The organism is Marinobacter sp. SS21, from assembly GCF_028369065.1.
In the GTDB taxonomy this organism is placed as follows: Bacteria; Pseudomonadota; Gammaproteobacteria; order Pseudomonadales; family Oleiphilaceae; genus Marinobacter.
In genome coordinates, this window is sequence record NZ_JAQNDA010000002.1 from 346248 (window position 1) to 362482 (window position 16235).

Below are 16235 nucleotides of genomic sequence, written 5' to 3' on the forward strand. Positions count from 1 at the left end.
GCCGACAGTTCGGAGTGTGGAATCGCTTGACGGCAGGTGAGCGTTCTTGCCGCCAAGGGCCAGTCGGGAACCCTGAAATTGTTATAAGGTATGCCGAATGATGCAAGGGTTGTCCGGTAATGACAACCCTTGCACCTAATTGCTGAGACCTGGGTGGCTCAGCTTGTCGTTACAGCGACGGCCAAAGCGAATCGAATTCATCTTCGCTGGTGCCGGAACCTTGCCCCGGGCTGGATGCCGCCAGTGGGGCCTGCTGCTGCAATTTCAATTCGAACTGGCTAATGCTGCCCGAAGCGGAGATGCGGGTGGTGAGTTGTCCGTGGTCTTCTCGGCCGTCGTGTAACAGCGTGATCCGGCTGCCAGCCTGGAAGGGCAAGCGCGGTGTGATCAGCGTGGCAGCCTGGTTGGCGACGCTGATCTCCGGCAGTAGCAGGCCCCGTAGGAATTCACTGCTACTGCCAACTTTCTGGATCAATTTGATGCCGCAGGGAGCGGCATTCGGTGCCAGCAATTCGATGCCGATCTCGGTACCCTGATGCTTGGCCTGGCGAATCCAGCGCACGATGGCGACGCTCCAGGGGTGGCTGGACTGCTCCCGTACGCCCAGAACTTCACCAGCCTGCATCGAGGGGGGTAGGTTGGCGCCCCAGGACACGCAATAACCTCCAGGGCTGGTGTTCACCAGGGCCGCCTTATGGGCGGTCGGCTGACTCTTGCGGGTGGGCTTGCTGATCGCGCCCGTGCTGGCGCGGAAGTCAATCGGCGTGTCCGTGACGTGATGGCGTTCCTCGCTGGGCCCGGCATCGAACGCTCCCGCCCAGGCATCCTGCTTGCGTTTGGCGGTGTTGAGGAAGCGGTTCTCCTCCTCTTCGGGTTCGTTACCGGCTACGAATTCGGTAAAGCTCTTCTGGCCGGCAATGAAATAATGGGCCGCCGTGAGGCCGACGCAAATCTCCAGGTGGCCCTGGCTGGCAATGCGGTTAAAGTTTCGTTTGGTGATTGCCCCGAACGCTTGGCTCAGGTGTGTCAGCAGGGTGTCGTTAACGCCCACAGGCAGCGGCACGCGCGACTCAAAACGCCGATTATTCAATTCAAGGCGCTCGTGCAGATACTCGGCAAGGTGCGAGGACAGCTCGCGGGTATCGAGGTCGATGGTGTCTCCGTTTTGTCCCCCCGCGACCAGGCTGCGGTACACCGGCGGTGAATCCTGCTCCAAATTGACCACAAACAGCGAGTCGTTTTCCCGGCCGGTGCCGCACCGAACCTGGCCGGTCCAGTACTCAAACAGGTCGTAGGTTTGGCTCAATTCATTCTGCCGCAGCTGATTGGGGCGTGCGCAGCCCAGTAACAGGATGCGTTTGTAGCAATCTGCGACGGTGCTCTGGTTCCGATGGCTTAGGGTTTCGTCGTCGATAGCCAGGTCTGCGAGCTTGTTGCGCTGGGCAAAGCGGAACAGCCGGTGGCATTCCAGCCAGCTCCGGGCCGGACTGGGGCAGTAAAGCTGTTGCGCGCGAACGATGGTGGCACCCAGCTCGGTGATCGCCCGGTGGCAACTGCTGGTCAGGGCCTTTCTGTTCTTCTCGATATTGCCTTCATCAATCAGCTCAAGCAGACAGAGTTTGTAGCCGTGGGCCAGATGCAACTGTAACGCCTGGGTCAGGTTGGCGATCTTGCGTTGTTTCTCCGGCAGGGATACCGCATGACCCAAAAAGTGACGGGACAGTTCGCCGCATACAAAGCGGATCTTGGGGCGAGCCAATTCCAGTAACTGGAGCCGGGTCTGGGGGGCAACGAACAGCTGGTTGAGTTCGATGATGGCGTGATATAGCTGGCGCGAGGCCTCGCCGACGTTTGCAATGGGCAGGTTGCGCGTCCAGTCGCGAAATGCCTTGGGGTTGGCATCGCAGAAAGAGAGGCTTGCAATTTTCTGTTCAGGTACGGACAGATCGGGTTTCAGGGTCATTCGTATGTATGCTCAGGCCATGCGAAGGTGCTGTTGTATTTTTCCTGCGGCCTCCTTCATCCTTGAACTGTGACGAGTTCCGCAAAAAGTGCCGAAAATACAAATCTTTATTAATAGTTAACCATGAACTGTAAAATAGCAGACGAGCAGCAGAAAGCCATTCATCGCGTAAGTTTGCAAGATTTGACACTTTTTTGGCTGTCCGGTTCCTTTTTCCGGGGCCGACTAGAAGTGTAGATCAATGGGTGTCTTGCCTGCGCGACCAGGCTGCTCCCGCACCAGTTTGGGGACCAGAAAGCCAGGCAGCCGTTCCACCAGGGTGCGGACCAGTTGACGGGCTTCGTCGTCACTGACGTCGAAGTGGTGGGCGCCGGCAACCGGATCGAAGGCGTGCAGGTAATAAGGCAGCACGCCGGATTCGAACAGCGCCTCACTGAGGGCGGCCAGGGTATCGGCGTCGTCGTTTACCCCCCTTAAGGCGACGCTTTGGTTGAGCAGCGTTACGCCGGCTGCTTTGAGTCGGTTCAGCGCATGACGGGTTTGCGAGTCCAGTTCGTTGGGGTGGTTGATGTGCACAACCAGAACCACCTGCAAGCGAGTTGCTGTCATCCAGGCGAGCAGCTCGTCGCAGATCCGCTGAGGGATGACCACCGGCAGCCGGCTGTGGATCCGGATCCGGCGAAGCTGGGGCAGGGTGGCCAGGTCGTGAGCCCACCGTGCCAGAAGCCGGTCGTTGACGGCGAGGGGGTCGCCGCCGCTCAGTATCACTTCGTTGACTTCCGGGGCCGCCGCCAGGGTGTTCAGCACCGCCGTGCGCTCGCTGGGCGACAGTCGGTGTTCGTCATAGGGGAAGTGGCGTCGAAAACAGTAGCGGCAATTGATGGCACACTGGCCGGTGACCATCAGCAACGCCCGGCTCCGGTATTTACGGATCAGTCCCGGGCTGGCGGTGGCTTCACGCTCGGCAAGGGGATCGCGAACATAACCCGCGCGCTCGGCGGCTTCGTCCTGAAGCGGCAGGATCTGCCGCAGCAGCGGGTCGGCGGCGTTGCCCCGCTCAATTCGGTCCAGGTAAGGTTGTGGCACGCGGATTGGAAACAGGCGATGGCCAGCCTGGGCTCCGCTGAGCCAGCGCTGCGGGGACAGCCCAAGTTCCTGCAGCAGGGCTTCCGGGGTGGTTACCGAATCGGCTAATAGCTGCTGCCAACTATGGCTGTCGATATCCTGCGGACGGGCTTCTATCGCGGTAGGAGTTCGCTGTATCATAGCGACCTTTCGATTCCAAACAGCTTTCTTTCAGGTGGTTTTATCATGGCATCCTATTCTACCAACGAATTTCGCAGTGGTCTTAAAGTTTTGCTGGACGGTGACCCCTGTGTGATTCTGGACAACGAGTTCGTTAAACCCGGGAAAGGCCAGGCCTTCAATAGAGTCAAACTGCGTAATTTGATGAGCAGCCGGGTCTGGGAGCGAACCTTCAAGTCCGGTGAGAGCCTGGAGTCCGCCGATGTCATCGATCAGGATATGGAATACCTGTACACCGATGGCGAGTTCTGGCATTTCATGCTGACCGACGGCTCTTTCGAGCAGCACGCTGCCGACGCCAAGGCGGTGGGCGATACCCTGAAATGGCTGAAGGAGCAGGACGTCTACACCGTGACGCTGTACAACGGCGCTCCCCTGACGGTAACGCCCCCCAATTTCGTGGAACTGGAAGTGGTCGAGACCGATCCGGGCATGAAAGGCGACACGGCGCAGGGAGGCTCCAAGCCGGCAACGCTGTCCACCGGCGCGGTGGTGAACGTGCCGCTGTTTATCTCCATCGGTGAAGTGCTGAAGGTGGATACCCGCAGTGGTGAATACGTCAACCGCGTCAAGAACGCCTGATTCGAGCCGGCGGCATGGTTGAGGCCACCAACTGGCTCCCCACTGCCCCGATGCAGGCCCTGCGGCAGCGGGCCTGCCAGCTGACCTACCTGCGCAGTTTTTTTGCCGAGCGGGACGTGCTCGAGGTGGAAACCCCGGTGCTGGCCCGCCACGGCGTTACCGATCTCCATCTCGACAGCGTTGCGGTCGAGATGTCTCCTGTCCCAGGCTGCCGCCAGACCCGCGGCTGGCTGCAGACGTCTCCGGAATTTCACATGAAGCGCTTGCTAGCGGCCGGTTCCGGTGCCATCTATCAGGTCTTTCGCGCGTTTCGTGATGGCGAGCGGGGCGGGCGCCACAACCCCGAGTTCTCCCTGCTGGAGTGGTATCGTCCCGGCCTGTCAGACGTCGACTTGATGGCGGAAGTGGCCGACCTCGTCTGCGGCTGGCTGGGGTGCGAGCGTCCGCAGACCCTGCGTTACCGTGACGCGATGCAGCTCTACGCCGGGGTGGATCCGTTTACCGTTAAGGATGATGCGCTGGCTACACGCTGCGAGCCGTGGGTTGGTCGTTCCGTTGCCGCGGAACTGGGGCGGGATGGTTGCCTGGAATTGCTGATGAGTCACGTCGTGGAGCCGGCGTTACGGGCGCAGCCGCCCACATTCATCGTGGAGTACCCGGCCAGCCAGGCCGCGCTCGCCCGGGTCTCCAGCAAGGACGGTCACCAAGTGGCGCATCGGTTTGAACTCTATGTCGCGGGTATCGAGCTGTGCAACGGCTACTGGGAACTGACCGATGCCAGCGAGCAGCGCCGACGGTTCGAGGTGGATAATGCGGCTCGGGCAGCGGCGGGGAAGGCACCTATGCCGGTGGACGAGGCCTTGCTGGCGGCCTTGGCCGCAGGCATGCCCGAGTGCGCCGGCGTTGCCCTGGGCCTGGACCGGCTGCTGATGTTGAAGCTCGGGGTAGAGCGAATCGACGAGGTGGTCAGCTTTCCACTGGAGCGGGCCTGAGTCGACCCGCCCGCATTTTTTGGTCAGTTCCAGCTGCCAAAGGCCGTGCCCATGCGTACGGTGGTGCCGGCCGCGAGCTCCGGATTCCAGCGAGCGGCACCTTTCGGCAGCAGCATGACTACCGTCGAGCCGAGCCGGAAGCGGCCCATCTCATCGCCCTTATTGAAATGGATTGGGGACTTCATGTGCTCATAGCGTGTGCTGGTAACCAGGCCGGTGCCTGGAGCCACCACGCCGGCCCAGGTGGTTTCGACGCTGCCAACGATCATCGCGCCCACCAGAACCATGGCCATAGGGCCGATCTCGGTGTCGAAAATGGCGGCCACCCGCTCGTTACGGGCGAACAGATTAGGTACGTTCGCTGCGGTTACCGGGTTAACCGAAAACAGTTTTCCGGGGATGTAGACCATTTCCCGCAGGGTGCCGGCCATGGGCATGTGGATGCGATGGTAATCCTTGGGAGCCAGATAGATCGTGGCGAACTCGCCGCTCTCGAAAGGGGCGGCCCGCTGCTCGTCGCCACCCAATAGCTCATTGAGGCTGAAGGACTGCCCTTTGGCCTGGAAGACCCGGCCGTCACTGATCTGCCCAAGCTGGCTGATGGCGCCGTCTACCGGGCTGGTCAGGGTATTCGGATCAGCGTCGACAGGGCGCAGCCCCGGTTTCAGTTCCCGGGTAAAAAACGCGTTGAAGCTCGGGTAGGCGGAGGGGTTGGATTCCAGCGCTTCACTCATGTCTACGCCGTAGCGGCCGATAAACCAGTTGACCACCTGGTTTTTCAGGGCGGGCACCTTATCGTTGTCGGCAAGCTTGCCTGCCAGTCGTGAGACGGCCAGTTGCGGAGTAACGTATTGACTGAGGACGAACAGCTTGTCGAACATTGGGGAAGTCTCTTGCACCGAAAGCGCGTGATTCTACCAAAGTCTGCCTCGCAGGTGGCAGCGGAATTTGGACATGGCCTGGAAAGGGTGGCTGCGCAGGCGGGCTGAATGCTCAAAAAGCGAACCGGTTTTTCGCGGACCGTTCCAGTGCTTGCTATGATTGGGGCGGCGCAATTGGATAACAGGGTGAAGTAGACTCTATGGCATTGATTATTGGCGCAGTTATCGTCGTTGCCTGTGTGCTCGGCGGCTTCGTGCTTCACGGTGGAACACTGCTGGTGCTCTGGCAACCGACCGAAGTGCTGATCATATTTGGCGCGGCGCTTGGTTCCTTTATCATTGCGAACCCGCCCAATATCATCAAGCAGGTGTTTCAGGGATTCATTCGCCTGCTGGTTGGCTCGCCCTTCAACAAGGCGTTCTATCTCGATCTGCTCAGTCTGCTGTACGACATCTTCGATAAGTCACGCAAGCAGGGCGTGATGGCCATCGAAGAGGACATCGAGAACCCGGAATCCAGCCAGATTTTTTCCCGATACCCGGCGGTGGCGAAGTCGAAGGAATTAATGGCCTTTATCACCGACTACATGCGCATCATCAGTTCCGGCAACATGGCCCCCCATGAGCTGGAGGGCATGATGGACAGCGAAATCGACAGTCGCCACCATGAGCTGGAAGAACCGTCCCATGCGGTGAACAAGATCGCCGACGCCTTGCCGGGTCTGGGCATCGTGGCGGCGGTACTGGGTATCGTCATCACCATGAATTTCCTCAGCGAGGGGCCGGAGCGGATTGGTCTCAGTGTCGCTGCGGCTTTGGTCGGGACCTTTCTGGGCATCTTCATGGGCTATGGCTTTGTTGGGCCCATGTCCATTGCACTGGAACATTCTGCCAAGTACGAGATTAAAGCCTATGAGTGCGTCAAGGCCGCCGTCGTGGCGACCGTGTCCGGGCAGGCGCCGCAAATGGCCATAGAATTTGGTCGCAAGTCGTTGCCGACCCACAAACGCCCGGGCTTCCAGGAGCTCAATGATCATGTGCGTTCCAAGTGACCGCCAATCAGAGGCTCCTTAATCAAAGCTGCTGGGCTAGGGTGACGTAGTGGAAGAAAGGCCAATCATCGTCAAGCGGGTGAAAAAAGTAGCCGGTGGCCACCATGGGGGTTCCTGGAAGGTGGCTTTTGCCGACTTCGCTACGGCAATGATGGCGTTTTTCCTGGTGCTCTGGCTGACCGCCACAGCCACGCCGGAACAGATTCGTAGCGTGGAAGGGTATTTCCGGGATCCGGTGGGCTTCAGCGAAGGTGGCTCGCCCAATCCGGTCGATCTGGGAGGCAGTGCCTCGGTGGTGGATGCCACCGATGCCGATGTGGCGGATGCCGAGATCCGGCTGGAAGATCAGCGTATCGAGGAGCTGGCGGACACCCTGGAGCGCCGGCAGATGCAGGAGCTGTTCCAGGATTTGCAGGAGCAGATCGAGCAAAGCCAGACTCTGCAGGAGTTTAAGGACCAGTTGCTGATCGATATTACCGATGAGGGGCTGAGGATACAGATTGTCGACCGGTCCCAGCGCCCGATGTTCGACAGCGGCCGGGCTCAGCTCAAGTATTATTCCCAGGAAATTCTGTTTGAGCTGGCCAAGCCGCTCAGCGCCGTTACCAACAAGCTCAGCCTTACTGGTCACACCGATGCCACCCCCTTCAGTGGGCGTCCTGGCTACACCAACTGGGAGCTGTCCGCCGACCGGGCCAATACGGCGCGGCGCGCGCTGGTCGCCGGCGGCGTGAACGGAACGCAGATTGCCCGGGTGGTGGGGCTGAGCGATTCGGTGTTGTTCGATGAAGACGACCCCACGGCGCCGGTGAATCGGCGGATTTCCATCATCGTGCTCAACAAGAAGACCCAGAAAGATATCCAGGACAATGCGGGGCGGGCCGACCCCAATGCGCCACTGATCGATTTGACCGCGCCTACCGAGGAAGAGCAGCGGGAGGCGCGGCGGTTGCTGGAGAGCGGTGAATTGCTTGAGCCCCGGGCGGAGCCCGATCCGCAAGATTTGAGCTGGTAATCCGGGGCCTGCCTCGGGTTAGGACACGGTCAGGCCTCGGGCCTGTTGCTCGGCCATGTCTTGCAAGATGCGATGAAAACTGTGCAGCCGTTCCAGGCTCAGGCGGCCTTCGGCCACCGCCTGGTCAAAAGCGCAGCCCGGATCTCCCTGGTGACTGCAATTGCGAAAGCGGCAGTGGCCGATCAGCTCGCGAATTTCCCGGAACCCATACTCGATTTCCTGTGCGGTCATGTGCCACAGGCCGAATTCCCGAATCCCCGGCGAATCGATCAGGTCGCCCCCGCAATCCAGGTGGAAAAGCCGGGCGGTGGTGGTGGTGTGGGTGCCTTTGCCAGTACTTTCGGACACCGCCCCGACGCGAATGAATTCATCGGGCAGCAGGGTTTGTATGATGGAGGATTTCCCCACTCCGGACTGACCAACGAACACGCTGGTCTGGCGGGTAATCAGCTCCTGCACCTGGGGCGCGGGGCCACCATCGGGGGCCTTGGCGCTGGTGCGCACGACCCGGTAACCAAGTTGCTCGTAGCGGGCAAGCAGGGTGGCGATGGCCTGGTGATTATGTTCGTTGATCAGGTCCTGTTTGTTGAGCAGGATGACCGCGGGTATGCCGGTGATTTCAGCAGCCACCAGATAGCGGTCGATCAGGTTGTCGTGGGGCTCAGGTTCCGGCGCAATGACCAGTATGATGTGGTCGATGTTGGCGGCGACCGGTTTGATTTGGCCAAACTTGTCCGGCCGCTGCAGCAGTGTGTGGCGCTCGGAGCGTGCCACGATGACGCCGGTGCTCTCCGCGCCGGCACGCCAGATCACCCGGTCGCCGGTCACCAGATTGTCGATATTGGCCCGCACGAAACAGCGAAACACGGTGCCTTGCCGGTCTCCCTCCAGCGCTTCAACGTCCAGTTGCTGACCATAGTGGGCAATAATCAGGCCTGCTTGTTCATCGCCCAGTTCGCCAGAATCCAGTTGCTGATCGATCACGCGTTCCTTGCGTTGTGCTCGTTCGGCACGTTCCGCCTGAATTTTGCGGATGCGCCATTGTTGTTGCTTGTTCAGTCGACGTTTGGCCATGGAGTAGGTTCGGGGAGTCGGTATCGGGAGTCGTTATGGTGTAACATCATACGCTATTTGCCCAGTGTCTGCCTGCAGCGGCAGGCGTCGCCATGACAACCCGACAATGTGGAGAGTGCCCATGTCCGCAACTGACCGCCTGGTCTGGATCGACCTGGAAATGACCGGACTGGATCCGGAGCGTGAGCGTATCATCGAGATCGCTACCATTGTGACCGATTCCAACCTGGAGATAATCGCCGAGGGGCCGGTGATCGCGGTTCACCAGCCGGACAGCCTGCTCGATGCCATGGACGAATGGTGCACCAAAACCCATGGCGAAAATGGCCTGACCCAGCGGGTCAAAGCGAGCACTGTGTCCGAGGTCGCTGCCGAACAGCAGACCCTGGCGTTTCTGCGCCAGCATCTGGACTCGGGGCAATCGCCGCTATGCGGCAACAGCATCGGCCAGGATCGTCGCTTCCTGGTGAAGTACATGCCGGAACTGGAGGGCTTCTTCCATTATCGCAACCTGGACGTCAGCACCATTAAGGAGCTGGCCCGCCGCTGGCGACCGGATGTGCTGGCCGGGGTGCAGAAGAAGGGATCGCATCTGGCACTGGACGACATTCGCGATTCCATCGCCGAGCTTCGGCACTATCGTGACAGTTTCTTTCGCCTCGATCCGACGCCCTAAAGCTCAGGCCCGGTGGGTGATTCCGGCTCGATGCCATGCTGCACCAAGGCCCAGAGAACATGCTCCCGCACCAGTGCCGAGGGATGCTGTGCCCGGCGTTTCAGGGCCTCGATGACCGGAATCGTGCTGGGTGCATTGCCCAGCCCCACAGCAAGATTGCGTAGCCAGCCCTCGTAACCGGTGCGTCGAATGGCGGACCCTTCGGTACGCTTGAGAAACTCCTCCTCGCTCCACAGGAACAACGTCGCCAGCTCGGTGTTGTCGAGTTGGTGACGAGGCTTGAAGTCGTCTTCCGCTGAGATTTTGCTAAACCGGTTCCAGGGGCACACCAATTGGCAGTCGTCGCAGCCAAACACCCGATTGCCCATCAGTGGCCGCAGCTCTTCCGGGATGCTGCCTTTCAGTTCAATGGTGAGGTAGCTGATGCAACGTCGGGCATCCAGGCGATAGGGCTCTGGAAAGGCCTGGGTGGGGCACAAATCGAGGCAGGCGCGACAGCGACCGCAATGTTCCTTGTCGTAGGGGGTGTCTATCGGTAATGGGGCGCTGGTGAAAATTTCTCCGAGAAAGAAGAACGACCCGGCCTGGCGATTGAGCAGCATCGTGTTCTTGCCTTGCCAGCCGAGCCCGGCTTTCTGTCCCAGGGCACGTTCCAGCACCGGGGCGCTGTCCACGAACGCGCGGAAATCGTAGCCGGCCACGGCGTCGTCGATGCGCTTGGCGAGAGTCGCCAGCCGCTTCCGGATCAGCTTGTGATAGTCCCGTCCCAGGGTATAGCGGGAGATGTAGGCCTTTTCCCGATTCGCCAGCACATCACCGGGGCTGTCCGGTGCGGTCAGGTAATCCATCCGCACCGAAATAACCCGCAGTGTGCCAGGCACCAGGGCATCCGGCGTGTAGCGTTTGTTGCCATGATCCGCCATGTACTCCATCTCGCCATGGAGCCCTTCCGCCAGCCACTTTTGCAAGTACTCGCCGTGTTTGCCGGTGTCAGGCAAGGTGATGCCGATGTCCGCGAAGCCGAGATCGCGGGCCCATTGGCGAATGGTGTCCGGCAGGTTGTCGAGAGAGTGGCTCATGGTGGTTGGTAATGAGGGAAGGTTAATTTGTGACCTTTTCGTCCGTTTTGCTATTCTTTACAGACCTCTGGCCAATCTACTTAATCCGAATTCTTTGCCGGGATAGACCCTTATGATCATGTCTGGTGCTAACAGCTTACCAGAATCCCTGTACGTCGCCGATGTCGTCAGGACGATGGATCGCTACTTGATTGATGGCGGGCAGGTGCCGGGCTTCGAATTGATGCAGCGCGCCGCCAGCGCTACCTTCCGTCAGTTGGTGCGGCTCTGGCCACAGCCAGGCCTTGTGCTGGTGGTGTGCGGCGCTGGTAACAACGGCGGCGACGGTTATCTGGTTGCTGCGGCTGCCAAGCGCCATGGCCTTGAGGTGTGCTGTCTGGCCATGACTGCGCCGGAGCGGCTCCAGGGTGATGCGGGGCAGGCCTGGCAGGCCGCGGTGAACGACGGCGTCGCGATTCATCGTCTGGAGGCACTGACCGAGGCGGAGCTGACCGGGTTGGTGAGTCGCGCGGAGCTGATTGTTGACGCCATGCTGGGCACTGGCGCTCGCGGCGTTCCCCGCGAGCAGTTTGCCGCTATGATCGCCCGCTGTAATTCGGCCGCAGCCCCGGTGCTGGCAGTGGATGTGCCATCCGGGCTCGATGCCAGCACCGGGGCCGTTGCGGGTGTTGCCATCCAGGCTGCGGCGACGGTGACGTTTATCGGTCTGAAGGTTGGCCTGTTTACCGGTCAGGGCCCCGCCTGTGCCGGCTCGGTGCTGTTTGATGCGCTGGTGGATGCGGCGCAGCTGGACGGTTTCAGTGGGGAGCCCGCGGCGCGCCGGGTTGATTGGTCGAGTGCGCAGTGGCAGCTGCCGCTGCGATCGGCCTGTGCCCACAAGGGCCGTTTCGGTCACCTGCTGATCGTGGCCGGAGATCGGGGCTTTGGGGGTGCCGGGCTGTTGGCGGCGGAGGCTGCGGTGAGGGCCGGTGCCGGACTGGTGACTCTGGCGACCCGGCCCGAGCACGTTGCCCCGGCCCTGGCCCGCTGCCCGTCGGTCATGGTTCATGGCGTCACCCATGGCTCAGAACTGGCGCCGCTGATTCGGAACGCAACGACACTGGTATGTGGGCCCGGTCTCGGGCAGTCGGCCTGGGGGCAGCAGATGTTGCAACAGGTGCTGGCCTGCGGGCAGCCCAAGGTGCTGGATGCCGACGCCTTGAACCTGCTGGCCCAACGGGTGCCGGTGAGGGCCGATAACCATATCCTCACCCCTCATCCCGGTGAAGCCGCCCGCCTGCTGGACCTGACGGTCGCCGAGGTGGAGGCTGATCGCCTGGCTGCGGCCTCGGCCCTGCACAATAAATACGGTGGCGTTATCGTGCTCAAGGGCGCCGGCACCGTGGTGGCGGGCAGCGCGGGTCTGGCCATCGTGCAGGGCGCCAACCCAGGCATGGCTACCGGTGGTATGGGGGACGTGCTGTCGGGTATTATCGGCGCGTTGCTGGCCCAGTTGGGTGCAGCAGAGCAAGCGACAGAGCTGGGGGCAACCCTGCATCTTGCCAGTGCCAACCGGGCCTCCGACCTGGTGGGCTATATGGGGCTGTCGCCCGGTGATGTGATCGATAGGCTGCCGAGTCTACTTCGTGACGCGGAAGTCGCGCTCGGACAGGCAGTACGCGGGGTTAAGTGATGACGTTGACGGCAAGTGAGGCTGTGCGCTGCTCGGTCGCCCTGTCTGATGAAGGCGAGACGGAGCAGCTGGGGCGAGAGATTGCCCGCCGGGTGCAGGCGAGTGGCAGTGGCTTGACGATATTTCTCGAAGGCAACCTGGGCATGGGCAAGACCACGCTCAGCCGGGGGGTGCTGCGTGGTCTTGGTCACCAGGGCGCGGTGAAGAGCCCGACCTACACCCTCGTGGAGCCATATGAACACCTGGTGCCGGTCGCCTATCACTTTGACCTGTACCGTCTGGGCGATCCGGAGGAGCTGGAGTACATGGGCATTCGCGACTATTTCCTTGGCGACGATGTCTGCCTGATCGAATGGGCGGAGCGAGGCCAGGGGGTGTTGCCGGAGCCGGACCTGGTGGTTCGTCTTGAGGTGCAGGGGGGCGGCAGGATGGCCTATTTGAACGCGGGAACCAAGCGGGGTAGTCAGGTTGTGCTGGCGTTGGCCGCCGGTCCTACCCAGGGAGGCGTAGGTGGATAGCATGAGTGGCGTGATCGGTAGGTGGTTCCGGCTGGCGGTGCTGTCATTGGTGTCTGCGCTGGTGGCCGTGAACGCCAGTGCAGCCACCGAGGTGAAGGGCGCCAGGATCTGGCCAGCCCCGGATCACACGCGTCTGGTGCTGGACGTTGGTGCTCCGGTGACCCATAACATTTTCGCCCTCGCCAACCCCGATCGGCTGGTGATTGATATTCGCGATGCCACCCTGAGCGCCAACCTGAGTCAACTTGAGCTTGCCGGCAGTCCCATTCGGCGTATCCGAACTGCGCCGCGAAATGGCACCGATCTTCGGGTGGTGTTGGATCTGGAGAGCGAGATCAAGCCTCGCAGCTTCCAGTTGGAGCCCAATCAGCAATACGGCCATCGTTTGGTGCTGGACCTTGTTGGGGAAGCCGGCGCTGAGCAAGTGGCGACGCCGCAGCCAACCCTCAGCGACGATGCCTCCGGCAAACGTGACATTATCGTGGTGATCGATGCCGGCCACGGTGGTGAAGACCCGGGCGCCATCGGTCCCCGTGGCTCGCGGGAAAAAGATGTGGTGCTGCGGCTGGCCAAGACCCTGGCGGAGTTGATCGAGAGCAAGCCGGGCTACGCCGCGCGTTTGACTCGGAGCGGAGATTATTACATTCCCCTGCGTGAGCGCACGTTGCTGGCGCGCCGCCACAACGCCGACCTGTTCGTGTCGGTGCATGCCGATGCGTTTCGCACGCCACAACCCCGTGGCGCTTCGGTGTTTGCGCTGTCGCAGCGGGGAGCAACCAGCGAGACCGCCCGTTGGTTGGCGCGCACCGAGAATCGTTCCGACCTGATCGGTGGTTCCGGTGGGGTCTCGCTGGACGGCAAGGACGATACGCTGGCGGGCGTGCTGTTGGACCTGTCCATGACCGCGAGTATTAATGCCAGCATCGGCGTGGGTGACTACATCTTGCGCCAGTTGGATCAGGTGACCCGGCTGCATAAGCCCGGTGTGGAGCAAGCGGCGTTTGTGGTGCTCAAATCGCCGGATATCCCCTCGATATTGGTTGAGGCCGGGTTCATTTCCAACCCGGACGAAGAGCTCAACCTGGGCAGCAGCAACTATCGACGCAAGCTGGCGCAGGCGGTGTTTAGCGGTATTGAAGACTACTTCGACCACACTCCGCCTCCCGGCACCCTGGTCGCCTGGCAGAAGCGTCAGGGCACCCAGGGCGTGAGTCATTACCAGATCCGGCGGGGCGATACCCTGTCGGCGGTGGCCAGGGACAACCAAACAACCGTGAGTGAATTGATGCGGTTTAATGGCCTCAGTAATGACCGGGTGGTGGTGGGCCAGACCATTCGCATCCCTGCCTCCTGAGCGGTGACGGCGGTTGGCTCGGCCTGCGACTTCCGCTTGCCGATGGGTGAGCCGTCACCGTTCCTTCTGATATGATGTCCAGCCTGGAAGGCCGAGGCGTAACGCCAAGGTTCCCGGCCTTCCTTCAATGGGTTTTTCCTGTCGCCGCAACCAGAGGCTGCTCTGTTCCATGTCTGTCATCAAACTCCTGTCGCCCAGACTCGCCAACCAGATTGCCGCCGGAGAGGTGGTGGAACGACCGGCTTCGGTGCTTAAGGAGTTGGTGGAAAATGCCCTGGATGCCAGCGCTGGCCAGATCGACGTGGATGTTGAACAGGGCGGGGTGAAGCTGATCCGGGTACGAGACAACGGCTCCGGTATCGGGGCGGCGGATTTGCCCCTGGCGCTGAGTCGCCACGCCACCAGCAAAATCTCCAGCCTGGACGACCTTGAGGCCGTGGCATCCCTGGGCTTCCGGGGAGAGGCGCTGGCCAGTATCAGCTCGGTGTCCCGACTGGCGCTCACGTCCCGCACCGAACAGCAGGACGCCGCCTCCCGGGTGGAGGTGGAAGGTCGGGAGATGGAGGCGCGGATCTCTCCGGCCGCCCATCCGGTGGGAACCACGGTGGAAGTCCGCGACCTGTTCTTCAATACGCCGGCCCGGCGCAAATTTCTGCGCACCGAGAAAACCGAGTTCAACCACCTGGAGGAGTGTCTGCGACGCCAGGCGCTGGGGCGGTTCGATACCGGCTTTACCCTGCGCCACAACCAAAAGGTGGTTCAGAACCTGCGCCCAGCGGCCAGCCAGCTGGACCGGGAACGGCGCATTGGTGCGCTGTGCGGGCAGAAGTTCATCGATAATGCGGTGGTGATTGATGCCGAAGCCACCGGGCTTCGGCTGTGGGGGTGGGTGGCGTTGCCAACCTTCTCGCGCAGCCAGGCCGACCTGCAGTATTTTTTTGTGAACAACCGGGTGATCCGAGACCGTTTGGTGGCCCACGCGGTGCGCCAGGCTTACCGGGACGTGTTGTACAACAACCGGCATCCGGCGTTTGTGCTGTATCTTGAAGTGGATCCGGCCACGGTGGATGTCAATGTCCATCCGACCAAGCACGAGGTGCGTTTTCGTGATGGCCGCTTGGTCCACGACTTTATTTTTCGCACGCTCCATAAGGCGCTGGCGGATGTGCGCCCCGACGACCATTTTCGCGGTGCGATGGCGCAATCGGGGGCGGACGGCACCGCTATGGACAGCCCGGTCACCGGCCCCGCCACGGGCCAGCTGCCAGCGCCAGCGGCTTCGCCGTTTGCTGGCCACAGACCGCAGCCCGCTCAGAAAACCTGGGAAGCGCGAGACCAGATGGCGTTTTACCAGTCGCTGAATCAGGGCGGCGGGGTGCAAACACCCTTGCCTGTTGAGCCGGCTGCCGAGTCTGGGCTGCAATCGGTCCCCGCCTCAGGGCTCTTGGAGGCCGCTCCTACGCGGCCGTCATCGGACGGTGACGAGCCGCCCTTGGGCTACGCCGTCGCCCAGCTTCATGGCATTTACATTCTGGCCCAGAGCCATCAGGGCATGATTGTCGTGGACATGCACGCGGCCCATGAACGCATCACCTATGAGCGCATGAAGCTGGCGCTGGCGGCGCAGGACCTCAAGAGCCAGCCGCTGCTGGTGCCATTGTCGCTGGCGGTCAGCCAGAAAGAGGCGGCCCTGGCTGAAAGTCATGGCGAAGAGCTGCTGCGTCTTGGGTTGCTGATCGAGCGTATTGGCCCTGAAACCATTGCGGTGCGCCAGTTGCCGGCCCTGCTGCGGGGCGCGGATGCCGAGCAGCTGGTAAGAGATGTCCTGGCTGACCTGATCGAGCATGGTCAGAGCGACCGGGTCGAGGCGGTTACCCATGAGCTGCTCGGCACCATGGCATGCCACGGCTCGGTACGGGCCAATCGTCAGCTGACCATCCCTGAAATGAATGCGCTGTTGCGGGACATGGAGGCCACCGAGCGCAGTGGTCAGTGCAACCATGGTCGTCCGACCTGGACCCTGCTGACCCTGGCCGAGCTGGACAAACTGTTCCTGCGGGGGCGCTAGCTAC

Annotated in this window: 14 protein-coding genes; 9 read left to right on the plus strand and 5 right to left on the minus strand. The window is 61.5% G+C overall.

Features of this window, described 5'->3' with window-relative positions; translation table 11 throughout:
* Positions 1-169: 169 nt before the first annotated feature.
* Together N6L25_RS03835 and epmB are read right to left on the minus strand one after the other, a co-directional pair.
* The gene (locus N6L25_RS03835; RefSeq protein WP_271978038.1) at positions 170-1963 is read right to left on the minus strand and encodes a GTPase; all 1794 of its coding nucleotides are present in this window, start codon (positions 1961-1963) and stop codon (positions 170-172) included.
* 225 nt (positions 1964-2188) lie between these two features.
* Positions 2189-3229 carry an EF-P beta-lysylation protein EpmB gene (gene epmB / locus N6L25_RS03840; RefSeq protein ID WP_271978040.1) on the minus strand — a complete coding sequence of 347 codons (1041 nt, stop codon included), beginning with the start codon at positions 3227-3229 and terminating at the stop codon, positions 2189-2191.
* A 45-nt stretch (positions 3230-3274) separates the two neighbouring features.
* Between epmB and efp the strand changes: the two genes are divergently transcribed.
* Entirely contained in the window at positions 3275-3850 is a 576-nt protein-coding gene (gene efp, locus N6L25_RS03845) for an elongation factor P (RefSeq protein WP_271978042.1), read from the plus strand.
* A gap of 14 nt (positions 3851-3864) precedes the next feature.
* Positions 3865-4842 (plus strand): EF-P lysine aminoacylase EpmA, encoded by a 978-nt coding sequence (gene epmA, locus N6L25_RS03850; RefSeq protein ID WP_271978044.1) that lies wholly within the window; start codon positions 3865-3867, stop codon positions 4840-4842.
* A gap of 23 nt (positions 4843-4865) precedes the next feature.
* Here epmA and asd read toward each other — a convergent pair whose 3' ends face one another.
* Positions 4866-5723: an archaetidylserine decarboxylase gene (gene asd, locus N6L25_RS03855; protein WP_271978046.1), complete on the minus strand. Its 858-nt coding sequence runs from the start codon at positions 5721-5723 to the stop codon at positions 4866-4868.
* Positions 5724-5923: 200 nt separating this feature from the next.
* On the opposite strand from asd, the gene motA reads away from it, so the two are divergent.
* Both motA and motB read left to right on the plus strand, forming a co-directional pair.
* Positions 5924-6775 carry a flagellar motor stator protein MotA gene (motA, locus tag N6L25_RS03860; protein ID WP_271978048.1) on the plus strand — a complete coding sequence of 284 codons (852 nt, stop codon included), beginning with the start codon at positions 5924-5926 and terminating at the stop codon, positions 6773-6775.
* A gap of 49 nt (positions 6776-6824) precedes the next feature.
* Positions 6825-7790 (plus strand): flagellar motor protein MotB, encoded by a 966-nt coding sequence (gene motB / locus N6L25_RS03865; RefSeq protein WP_271978050.1) that lies wholly within the window; start codon positions 6825-6827, stop codon positions 7788-7790.
* Between the two features lie 18 nt (positions 7791-7808).
* Here the strand turns inward: motB and rsgA are convergent, their stop codons facing one another.
* Positions 7809-8864, minus strand: coding sequence for a small ribosomal subunit biogenesis GTPase RsgA (gene rsgA, locus N6L25_RS03870; RefSeq protein ID WP_271978052.1), 1056 nt, complete (start codon positions 8862-8864; stop codon positions 7809-7811).
* A gap of 121 nt (positions 8865-8985) precedes the next feature.
* On the opposite strand from rsgA, the gene orn reads away from it, so the two are divergent.
* Positions 8986-9540, plus strand: a complete 555-nt coding sequence (orn, locus tag N6L25_RS03875) for an oligoribonuclease (RefSeq protein ID WP_271978054.1) — start codon at positions 8986-8988, stop codon at positions 9538-9540.
* Here the strand turns inward: orn and queG are convergent.
* Positions 9537-10619, minus strand: a complete 1083-nt coding sequence (gene queG / locus N6L25_RS03880) for a tRNA epoxyqueuosine(34) reductase QueG (protein ID WP_271978056.1) — start codon at positions 10617-10619, stop codon at positions 9537-9539. The two genes, orn and queG, sit on opposite strands and share 4 nt — an antisense overlap.
* 112 nt (positions 10620-10731) lie before the next feature.
* Here queG and N6L25_RS03885 point away from each other — a divergent pair, with 112 nt between their 5' ends.
* The 4 genes from N6L25_RS03885 to mutL all read left to right on the plus strand — a co-directional run bounded on the left by N6L25_RS03885 (position 10732) and on the right by mutL (position 16231).
* A complete protein-coding gene (locus N6L25_RS03885; protein WP_271978058.1) occupies positions 10732-12291 on the plus strand; it encodes an NAD(P)H-hydrate dehydratase in 1560 nt (519 codons plus the stop codon).
* The gene (tsaE, locus tag N6L25_RS03890; protein ID WP_271978060.1) at positions 12291-12809 is read left to right on the plus strand and encodes a tRNA (adenosine(37)-N6)-threonylcarbamoyltransferase complex ATPase subunit type 1 TsaE; all 519 of its coding nucleotides are present in this window, start codon (positions 12291-12293) and stop codon (positions 12807-12809) included. Before N6L25_RS03885 ends, tsaE begins: the two co-directional genes overlap by 1 nt.
* Position 12810: 1 nt before the next feature.
* Positions 12811-14163, plus strand: coding sequence for an N-acetylmuramoyl-L-alanine amidase (locus N6L25_RS03895; protein WP_271978308.1), 1353 nt, complete (start codon positions 12811-12813; stop codon positions 14161-14163).
* A gap of 169 nt (positions 14164-14332) precedes the next feature.
* The gene (gene mutL, locus N6L25_RS03900) at positions 14333-16231 is read left to right on the plus strand and encodes a DNA mismatch repair endonuclease MutL (RefSeq protein WP_271978062.1); all 1899 of its coding nucleotides are present in this window, start codon (positions 14333-14335) and stop codon (positions 16229-16231) included.
* The last annotated feature ends 4 nt before the right edge of the window (positions 16232-16235 follow it).

Coding starts and splice junctions, on each gene's coding strand:
- epmB (WP_271978040.1), bottom strand. CDS start 3,229: ATGATACAGCGAACTCCTACCGCGATAGAAGCCCGTCCGCAGGATATC.
- tsaE (WP_271978060.1), top strand. CDS start 12,291: ATGACGTTGACGGCAAGTGAGGCTGTGCGCTGCTCGGTCGCCCTGTCT.
- rsgA (WP_271978052.1), bottom strand. CDS start 8,864: ATGGCCAAACGTCGACTGAACAAGCAACAACAATGGCGCATCCGCAAA.
- motA (WP_271978048.1), top strand. CDS start 5,924: ATGGCATTGATTATTGGCGCAGTTATCGTCGTTGCCTGTGTGCTCGGC.
- queG (WP_271978056.1), bottom strand. CDS start 10,619: ATGAGCCACTCTCTCGACAACCTGCCGGACACCATTCGCCAATGGGCC.
- mutL (WP_271978062.1), top strand. CDS start 14,333: ATGTCTGTCATCAAACTCCTGTCGCCCAGACTCGCCAACCAGATTGCC.
- N6L25_RS03895 (WP_271978308.1), top strand. CDS start 12,811: ATGAGTGGCGTGATCGGTAGGTGGTTCCGGCTGGCGGTGCTGTCATTG.
- epmA (WP_271978044.1), top strand. CDS start 3,865: ATGGTTGAGGCCACCAACTGGCTCCCCACTGCCCCGATGCAGGCCCTG.
- asd (WP_271978046.1), bottom strand. CDS start 5,723: ATGTTCGACAAGCTGTTCGTCCTCAGTCAATACGTTACTCCGCAACTG.
- orn (WP_271978054.1), top strand. CDS start 8,986: ATGTCCGCAACTGACCGCCTGGTCTGGATCGACCTGGAAATGACCGGA.
- N6L25_RS03835 (WP_271978038.1), bottom strand. CDS start 1,963: ATGACCCTGAAACCCGATCTGTCCGTACCTGAACAGAAAATTGCAAGC.
- N6L25_RS03885 (WP_271978058.1), top strand. CDS start 10,732: ATGATCATGTCTGGTGCTAACAGCTTACCAGAATCCCTGTACGTCGCC.
- efp (WP_271978042.1), top strand. CDS start 3,275: ATGGCATCCTATTCTACCAACGAATTTCGCAGTGGTCTTAAAGTTTTG.